At 75.6% G+C, this 8,367-nt stretch carries 8 protein-coding genes; 5 read left to right on the top strand and 3 right to left on the bottom strand.

Features of this window, described 5'->3' with window-relative positions; genetic code table 11:
• Window positions 1-89: 89 nt before the first annotated feature.
• The gene (locus tag C1I99_RS26065) at window positions 90-545 is read right to left on the bottom strand and encodes a GNAT family N-acetyltransferase (protein WP_111136842.1); all 456 of its coding nucleotides are present in this window, start codon (window positions 543-545) and stop codon (window positions 90-92) included.
• Between the two features lie 83 nt (window positions 546-628).
• On the opposite strand from C1I99_RS26065, the gene C1I99_RS26070 reads away from it, so the two are divergent.
• The 4 genes from C1I99_RS26070 (at window position 629) to C1I99_RS26085 (ending at window position 5,439) form a co-directional block, all read left to right on the top strand.
• Entirely contained in the window at window positions 629-1,255 is a 627-nt protein-coding gene (locus tag C1I99_RS26070; RefSeq protein WP_111136836.1) for a TetR/AcrR family transcriptional regulator, read from the top strand.
• 10 nt (window positions 1,256-1,265) lie between these two features.
• Window positions 1,266-2,732, top strand: coding sequence for a magnesium chelatase ATPase subunit I (locus C1I99_RS26075; RefSeq protein WP_111136837.1), 1,467 nt, complete (start codon window positions 1,266-1,268; stop codon window positions 2,730-2,732).
• Complete coding sequence (locus C1I99_RS26080) at window positions 2,732-4,687, top strand: VWA domain-containing protein (RefSeq protein ID WP_111136838.1); 1,956 nt, start codon at window positions 2,732-2,734, stop codon at window positions 4,685-4,687. The genes C1I99_RS26075 and C1I99_RS26080 overlap by 1 nt, the downstream gene beginning before the upstream one ends.
• Window positions 4,688-4,971: 284 nt before the next feature.
• Complete coding sequence (locus C1I99_RS26085) at window positions 4,972-5,439, top strand: hypothetical protein (protein ID WP_111136839.1); 468 nt, start codon at window positions 4,972-4,974, stop codon at window positions 5,437-5,439.
• A gap of 165 nt (window positions 5,440-5,604) precedes the next feature.
• Here the strand turns inward: C1I99_RS26085 and C1I99_RS26090 are convergent, their stop codons facing one another.
• Window positions 5,605-6,621 (bottom strand): GlxA family transcriptional regulator, encoded by a 1,017-nt coding sequence (locus tag C1I99_RS26090; protein ID WP_111136840.1) that lies wholly within the window; start codon window positions 6,619-6,621, stop codon window positions 5,605-5,607.
• Between the two features lie 53 nt (window positions 6,622-6,674).
• Here C1I99_RS26090 and C1I99_RS26095 point away from each other — a divergent pair, with 53 nt between their 5' ends.
• Complete coding sequence (locus C1I99_RS26095; protein ID WP_111136841.1) at window positions 6,675-7,979, top strand: MFS transporter; 1,305 nt, start codon at window positions 6,675-6,677, stop codon at window positions 7,977-7,979.
• Window positions 7,980-7,981: 2 nt separating this feature from the next.
• Here C1I99_RS26095 and C1I99_RS26100 read toward each other — a convergent pair whose 3' ends face one another.
• Entirely contained in the window at window positions 7,982-8,365 is a 384-nt protein-coding gene (locus C1I99_RS26100; RefSeq protein ID WP_325049238.1) for an RICIN domain-containing protein, read from the bottom strand.
• Window positions 8,366-8,367 lie beyond the last annotated feature (2 nt).

Genomic DNA, 8,367 nt, shown 5'->3' on the forward strand with positions numbered 1-8,367 from the left:
GGTGAACGGGGCGCCGGCCCATCGGCCGGCGGGACCGGCCGGCCACGGCCGGTCCCGCCGGCCGTGGCCGGACCGGCCCGTCGACGCGGTCACCGCAGTTCGCGGGAGTAGCAGACGGAGAGCGGTTCGCCCCGGTAGACGCCAAAGTTGTCGATCCGCCGGTAGCCCTCGCGTTCGTAGAAGCGCATCGCGTCCGGCTGGGCGGTGCCGGTCTCCAGCAGCAACGTGGTGACGTCCGCGTCCCGCGCCGCGTCCTCCAGGGCGCGCAGGATCGCGGTGGCCACGCCGCTGCCCCGGGCCGCCGGTTCGACGTACATCCGCTTGATCTCCGCCGAGCCGGGCTCCAGAAACCGCAGGCCGCCGCAGCCCAGCGCGGCACCGTCGCCGTCGCGGGCCACGAAGAACACCGGCACGCTCTCGCCGGTCGGCGGCGTGCCCGGCTCGTGGTTGTCGTTGCCGTAGCGGGCGTCCAACTCAACGCGTTGGGCGGCGCGCAGGCGTTGCGCGTCGGCCGAGTCCCACGGCTCCTGGCGTACCGAGACGATCCGTTCCATCACCCTCCCCTTCCCGTAACAAGTGTTACCGTAACGGACGCTACGATAAGGCTCCGGTCCGGGGGAGGGGACGGATGGCCAGACGCCGTGACCTGAAAGACCAGCAACGACGCCTCTCGGCGGCCACCTGGTCGGTGCTCGCCGAGCACGGCCTGCCCGGCCTGACCCTGCGCGCGGTCGCCGAGCGCGCCGGCTGCACCACCGGCATGGTGCTGCACGCCTTCGCCGACAAGCGTGCCCTGCTCGTCCACGCCCGGGAACTGCTGCACCGGCGCACCGGCCAGCGCGCCGACGCCGCCCAGTCCGCCGGCGCCACCCCCCTGGACGCGCTGCGGTCCGTGCTGCTCCAGGCCGCCTCCGAAACCGAGGAGAAGCGCGAGGAGGCCCGGGTGTGGATCGCCTTCCTGGCCGCCGCCCTCGCCGACCCCGCCCTCGCCGACCTGCACCGCCGCTACAACCGCTCGTTCGTGGAGCGGGTGCGGGGCTTGGTCGCCGCGTGCCGGCCGGAGTGGAGCCCGGCCCGGTGCGCGGCAACGGCCACCACGCTGGTGGCCCTCGTCGAAGGGCTCAACACCCTGGCGGCCGTTGACGCGGAAACCTACACCGACGACGCGCAACGCGCGGCCATCGACGCCGCCCTCGCACCGGTCCGCGCCCCGGCCGCGATGAACGCGGCGGGCGTCGCGCCCATCCTGAGATAGCGTTGGGCGGGTGACTGCGCCCTCCCAGGTAATCCCGGTCCCACCGGCCGACCTGCCCGGCACGCTCGGCGAGCTGCGGGCGGCCGGTCACCGACCCCGCACCGTCAAGCAGGAACTCCGCGACAGCCTCCTGGCCCGGCTGCGTTCCGGTGTCGAGCGCTTCCCCGGCATCGTCGGCTACCACGACACCGTGCTGCCCGAGGTCGAGCGGGCGCTGCTCGCCGGGCACGACATGGTGCTGCTCGGCGAACGGGGTCAGGGCAAGACCCGGCTGATCCGTTCGCTGGTCGGGCTCCTCGACGAGTGGACGCCGGTGATCGCCGGCTCGGTGCTCAACGAGGACCCGCTGCACCCGCTCACCCCGGCATCGCGGGCGCTGGTCGCCGAGGCCGGCGACGACCTGCCCGTCGGTTGGCTGCACCGCTCGATGCGCTACGGCGAGAAGCTGGCCACCCCGGACACCAGCGTCGGCGACCTGATCGGTGACGTCGACCCGATCCGGATCGCCCAGGGGCGGACCCTCGGCGATCCGGACACCATCCACTTCGGCCTGGTGCCCAGGACCAACCGGGGCATCTTCGCCGTCAACGAGCTGCCCGACCTGGCCGAACGGATCCAGGTGGCGCTGCTCAACGTGCTGGAGGAGCGGGACATCCAGGTCCGCGGCTACCAGCTGCGGCTGCCGCTGGACCTGTTCCTGGTCGCCAGCGCCAACCCGGAGGACTACACCAACCGCGGCCGGATCATCACCCCGCTCAAGGACCGGTTCGGCGCGGAGATTCGCACCCACTACCCGGTCGACCTGGAGCTGGAGCTGGCCCTGATCCGGCAGGAGGCCGAGCTGGTCGCCGAGGTGCCCGAGCACGTGCTGGAGGTCCTGGCCCGGTTCGCCCGGGCGGTGCGCGAGTCGCCGTCGGTGGACCCGCGCTCCGGCGTCTCTGCCCGGTTCGCCATCGCTGCCGCCGAGACCGTCGCCGCCGCCGCGCTGCGCCGCGCCGGCCTGCTCGCCGCCGGCTTCGCTCCCGGTGCCGGCGACGCGGCGGTACGCCCCGAAGCCCCGGTGGCCCGGGTCGGCGACGCGGTGCCGGTCACTTCCACGCTGCGCGGGAAGGTCGAGTTCGAAAGCGGCGAGGAGGGGCGGGAGATCGAGATTCTCGGTCACCTGCTGCGCACCGCGACCGCCGAGACGTTCCGGGCCCGGCTGGCCGGGCTGGACCTGTCCGGCTTCACCGCGCTGGTCGACGAGGGTCGGACGGTCGAGACCGGTGAGCTGGTCAGCTCCGCCGAGCTGCTGCGCCAGGTGGGCACCGTGCCGGGGCTGGCCAAGGCGCTGGACCGGCTCGGGCTCGGTGACGCTCCGAGCCCCGAGCAGGCCGCCGCCGGCGTCGAGTTCGTCCTGGAAGGGCTGCACCTGACCCGCCGGCTCGGCAAGGACGTCACCGACTCCGGCCGAACCCGCTACGGCGGCCGGGCCTGATCGTGGCCGGCAACCGGTTCCGGTACGGGCAGTGGCGCGGCGGCCCGGACCCGCTCGCGCCCCCGTACGACGTGCGCGCCGCGGTGGACGCGGTCGGCGCGGAGGTGCTGGCCGGCGGCAGCCTGCGGGAGGCGCTGCGCGACCTGCTGCGCCGGGGCCCCCAGGGCCGGGGCGGCTTGGACGACCTCGCCGCCCGGGTCCGCCGGCTGCGCCGGGAGGCGCTGCGCCGGGGTGACCTGGACGGGACGGTGACCCGGGCCCGTGCGCTGCTCGACCAGGCGCTCGCCGCCGAACGGGACGAGCTGCGCGGGCGCGACGACGACGGCGCGCGGTTCGCCGAGGCGGTGCTCGACAACCTGCCCCGCTCGACGGCCCGCGCGGTGGCGGAGCTGGCCGGCTACGACTGGGCCAGCGACGAGGCCCGGCTGACCTATCAGCGGATCCTCGACGGGCTCCGCGACGACGTGCTGGGCCAGCGCTTCGCCGGCCTGCGCGACGCGGTGCGGGCCAGCGCCGACCCGGCGGCGCAGCAGCGGCTGGCCGCGATGATGCGCGACCTCAACGACCTGCTGGCCCGGCACGCCCGCTCCGAGGACACCACCGACGCGTTCGCCGAGTTCATGCGCCGGCACGGGGAGTTCTTCCCGGAACGGCCACGCGACGTCGACGAACTGGTCGACGTGTTGGCCCGGCGGGCGGCGGCCGGCGAGCGGCTGATGCGCTCGCTCTCGGACCGCCAGCGGGAGGAGCTGGCCGGCCTGATGCGCCAGTCGCTCGGTGACCGGCTCGCCGGGGAGCTGTCCGCGCTGGACGCCAACCTGCGCGCGCTCCGGCCGGACCTGCGCTGGGGCCGGGGCGAGCGGGTGCGGGGCGAGCAGCCGCTCGGCTACGGCGAGGCGGCCGGGGCGCTCGGGGAGATCGCCGAGCTGGACGACCTGCTCGACCAGCTCGACCAGGACCACCCGGGAGCCACCCTGGACGACGTGGATGTCGAGGCGGTGGCCCGGACCCTCGGCCGGGACGCCGCCGACGACGTACGCCGGCTGCGGGAGCTGGAGCGGGAGCTGCGCCGGCAGGGGTGGCTCAGCCGCGACGCGGACGGGCTGACCCTGAGCCCGAAGGCGCTGCGCCGGCTCGGCGGCACCGCGTTGCGGCGGGTCTTCGCGGACCTGACCGCCGGGCCGCGCGGCCAGCACGACCTGCGCTCGGCGGGCGCCGCCGGGGAGGTCAGTGGTGGCTCCCGCCCCTGGCAGTACGGCGACGAGCAGCCACTGGACGTGGTGCGGACGCTCACCCGGGCGGTGCGCCGCGCCGGTCCGAGCGTGCCGGTGCAGCTGGCGGTCGAGGACTTCGAGGTGGTGGAGACCGAGCGGCGAGCCTCGGCGGCGGTGGCGCTCTGCGTCGACCTGTCCTACTCGATGATCTCGCAGGGTCGGTGGGGTCCGATGAAGCAGACCGCGCTGGCCCTGTCGCACCTGATGGCCACCCGGTTCCCGCAGGACGCGCTGCAGATCGTCGGCTTCGGCCGCCAGGCGACGCCGCTGAGCCAGCAGGAGTTGGCGGCCGTGGAGCCGGACATGCAGCAGGGCACCAATCTTCAGCACGCGCTGCGGCTGGCCGCCCGGCACCTGCGTCGGCATCCGGACGCCGAGCCGGTGGTGCTGGTGGTCACCGACGGGGAGCCGACCGCGCACCTGGACCCGGACGACGGGGAGGCGCTGTTCCACTGGCCGCCGCTGCCGGAGACGATCGAGGCGACCATCCGTGAGGTGGACCGGCTGACCCGCTACGGCGCCACGCTGAACCTGTTCATGCTCGGCGACGACCCCGGCCTGCGCCGCTTCGTCGACGCGGTGGCCCGCCGCTGCCGGGGCCGGATGTTCACCCCGGACACCGAGGACCTGGGCGAGTACGTCGTCTCCGACTACCTGCGCGCCCGGCGGGGCCGCCGCTGACCCCGCCGCCGCCCAGCGGGGGCCGGTGACCCGGCCGCCCTGCCGCAAGGGCGGGATTGCCACCGGCCCGGCAGGACCGCCGCCGCCCCGCAGGCGGCGGGCCCTGTCGAGCTGCCCGGTCCGTGCGACCGGGCCCCGCGGGCGGGGGAGTGATGTGCGCTGCCGCCACGCACACCGGTGGCCCGGACCGGCCCCGCCGTCACCCGGGCCGTGCTGCCGGCCCGACCGGCGCGGCCTGCCCGACTTCGGCCTGGCGGCCAGGCGATCGCGGCTAGCCTGGGCGGATGGAGGTCGACAGGCTGTGGCGGGCGTACGACGAGCTGCTCGCCGAGGTCGACGCGGGCGGCTTCGGGCCGGCGCCGCAGGGGCAGCTCAGCGCCGAGCAGATCGTCGCCCACCTGGCCGCCAACGACGAGCTGATGGTCGAGGCGACCGAGGCTGTCCTCGCCGGCGCGCCGTACGCCTACTACGACCTGGAAACCATCCACCGCCCCCAGGTGGACGCGCTGGTCGCCGAGTGCGGCGGGCTGGACGGGCTGGTCGCCCTGCTGCGGGCGACCAGCCAGAAGCTCTGCACACTCGCCGCGCGGCTCGGCCCGGCCGCCGAAACCCCGGTGGACACCCACCTCCGCGAGGGTTTCGACCTGGTCGTCGACGGGTCGCTGCCCTGGGGCCGCACCCTCGACCTGCACACCCGCGTCCACCTGCCCAAGCACCTGGCCCAGCTGCGCATGCTGCGCGGCGCCGGCTGACCCGGCGGGGTGCCCCGGCCGGCGAGAGACGTGCGGCGATGGGGGCGTACGCGTCGCCGGCGTGGCCGCCGAGACGACGCGAGCGCGGTCAGGGTGGTGTAGCGCAGCGGGAACCGGCCGCCGAACCGGCTCGCCCGTGCGTCGGTGCCGGGATGGCGGGCGGATTCAGCCGCCCGTCGGCCCGGTCGCTTCGGGCTGACGGCGGAAGGTGCGGCGGTACGCCGAGGGGGCCACGCCGATGCGCAGGTGCAGCTGCTGGCGCAGGGCCGCGGCGGTGCCGAAGCCGCACCGGCGGGCCACCTGGTCGACGGTGAGGTCGGTGGTTTCCAGCAGCAGCCGGGCGTGGTCGGTGCGCTGCTGGAGCAGCCACTGCGCCGGGCTCAGCCCGGTTTCGGAGCGGAACCGGCGGGTGAAGGTGCGTACGCTCATCCGGGCCTGCTCGGCCAGGTCGCGCAGGCTGACCGGCTCGTGCAGCCGCTGCCGGGCCCACTCGCGAACGGCGGCGGTGCTGGCGTCCGCCGACCGCGGCACCGGGCGCTCGATGTACTGGGCCTGGCCGCCGTCCCGCCACGGCGGGACCACGCAGCGTCGGGCCGCCCGGTTGGCCACGTCGCTGCCGTGATCGGTGCGGATGACGTGCAGGCAGAGGTCGATCCCGGCGGCCACCCCGGCCGAGGTGAGTACCGCGTCGTCGTCGATGAACAGCACGTCCGGGTCGAGGTCCACCCCCGGGTAGAACCGACGGAACCGGTCGGCGTACGCCCAGTGGGTGGTGGCCCGCCGCCCGTCGAGCAGCCCGGCGGCGGCGAGCACGAACGCGCCGGTGCAGATCGACATGATCCGCGCGCCCCGGTGGTACGCCGCGTGCAGCGCGTCGGCCACCGCCGGGTCGACCGTGCCCTCGCGCATCGGCGGACCGCCGTGGATGCCGGGGACCACCACCGTGTCGGCGGCCGCCAGGAGTTCCAGCCCGTGCTCGGGGAGCACCTGGTAGCCGGCGGTGCTGCGGACCGGCCGGCCGCCGGGGGTGCAGGCGTCGACCGCGTACAGCGGGGCGCCCTGGGGGGCGCGGGCGGCGCCGAAGACCTGGGCGGGGGTGCCGAGGTCGAGGCCGACGACCTGGTCGGTGGCGAGCACCGCGATGCGGTGCGGGCGCATGGCCATGGCCCGATTATTGCGCATGATGGCTTCCGGGCCACTCGTCGTGGGCCGCCCGGCGTCGTGAGACTCGTTTCGTGACCCGACACCGTCGCCTGCACCCCGCCTGGATCGTCGCCGCCGTCGCCTTCGTCGCGCTGGTCGGGGCGGCCGGGTTCCGCGCCACCCCCTCGGTGCTGCTGCACCCGCTGCACGCCGAGTTCCGCTGGCCGCTGGCTACCATCTCCGCGGCGGTCTCGGTCAACCTGCTGCTCTACGGGCTCACCGCGCCGTTCGCCGCCGCGTTGATGGACCGCTTCGGCATCCGCCGGGTGGTCGCCGTCGCGCTGCTGCTGGTCGCGGCGGGCAGTGGGCTGACCGTCTTCATGACCGCGAGCTGGCAGCTGATCCTCTGCTGGGGCGTGCTGGTCGGGCTGGGCACCGGGTCGATGGCGCTGGCCTTCGTGGCGACCGTCACCGGGCGCTGGTTCGTCCGCCGCCGGGGGCTGGTCACCGGTGTGCTCACCGCGGGCGGCGCGGCCGGGCAACTGGTCTTCCTGCCGTTGCTCGCCGTGCTGGTACGTGAACACGGCTGGCGGGTGGCGGCACTCGTGGTGGCCGCGGCGGCGCTGGCGGTCGTACCGCTGGTGGCCTGGCTGCTGCGCGAGCACCCGGCGGATCTCGGCCTGCCGCCTTACGGCGCGCCCGAGGTGGTACCGGCGGCGCCGCCGGCCGGCGGGGCGGCGGCGCGGGCGGTCGGCGCGCTCGCGCAGGCCGCCCGTACCCGGCCGTTCTGGCTGCTGGCCGGCGGCTTCGCGATCTGTGGCGCGACCACCAACGGCTTGGTCGGCACCCACTTCGTGCCGGCCGCCCACGACCACGGCATGCCGCAGACCACCGCCGCCGGGTTGCTGGCCCTGGTCGGCCTCTTCGACATCGTGGGCACGATCGCCTCCGGCTGGCTCACCGACCGGGTGGACAGCCGGCTGCTGCTCGGCGCCTACTACGCGCTGCGCGGCGGATCGCTGCTGGTGCTGCCCGGGCTCTTCGCCGCCACCACCGAGCCGAGCATGCTGGTGTTCGTCATCTTCTACGGGCTGGACTGGGTGGCCACGGTCCCGCCGACGGTGGCGCTGTGCCGGGAGTACTTCGGCGCCGCCGGCGCGGTGGTCTTCGGCTGGGTCTTCGCCGCCCACCAGGTCGGCGCCGCGCTCGCCGCCACCGGCGCCGGGCTGGTCCGCGACCGGCTCGGCGACTACGCCCTGGCCTGGTACGCCGCCGGGGCGCTGTCGATCGGCGCGGCCGTGCTGTCGCTGCTGCTGCGCGGGCGGCGGGGCGGGCCGCCGGTGGCCGTGCCGGTTCCCGCACCCGCCGTGGCGACCGGGTGGCGCTACCGCGACTGAGGTCAGCCGACGATCCACTGCTGCTCGACGGCCCCCGAGCAGGGCACCTGCTCCACGTCGTCGCCGGCCTCCGTGCCGCCGTCGTCGACCTGCCCGCACTTGCCGCTGTGCACCGCGACCAGCAGCACCGGGCCGGTGCCGGTCGGGGTGAGCCGCCACTGCTGGTTAACCCGGCCGTGGCAGGGGAACTGCAGCAGTTTCGTCCCGTCGTCGGTGCTGCCGCCCTCGACGTCGAGGCACTGCCCGTGGGCGGCGTTGGTCAGGGTCACCACGTCCCGGACGCTGTACCGGCGGCCGCCACCGGCCGCCCGGCCGGCCTGCACCAGGCCCAACCGGTCGTACTGGCGCAGGGTCTGCGGGTGCATCCCCGCCATCCGCGCCGCCACCG

It is taken from the genome of Micromonospora deserti (assembly GCF_003236335.1).
In the GTDB taxonomy this organism is placed as follows: Bacteria; Actinomycetota; Actinomycetes; order Mycobacteriales; family Micromonosporaceae; genus Micromonospora; species Micromonospora deserti.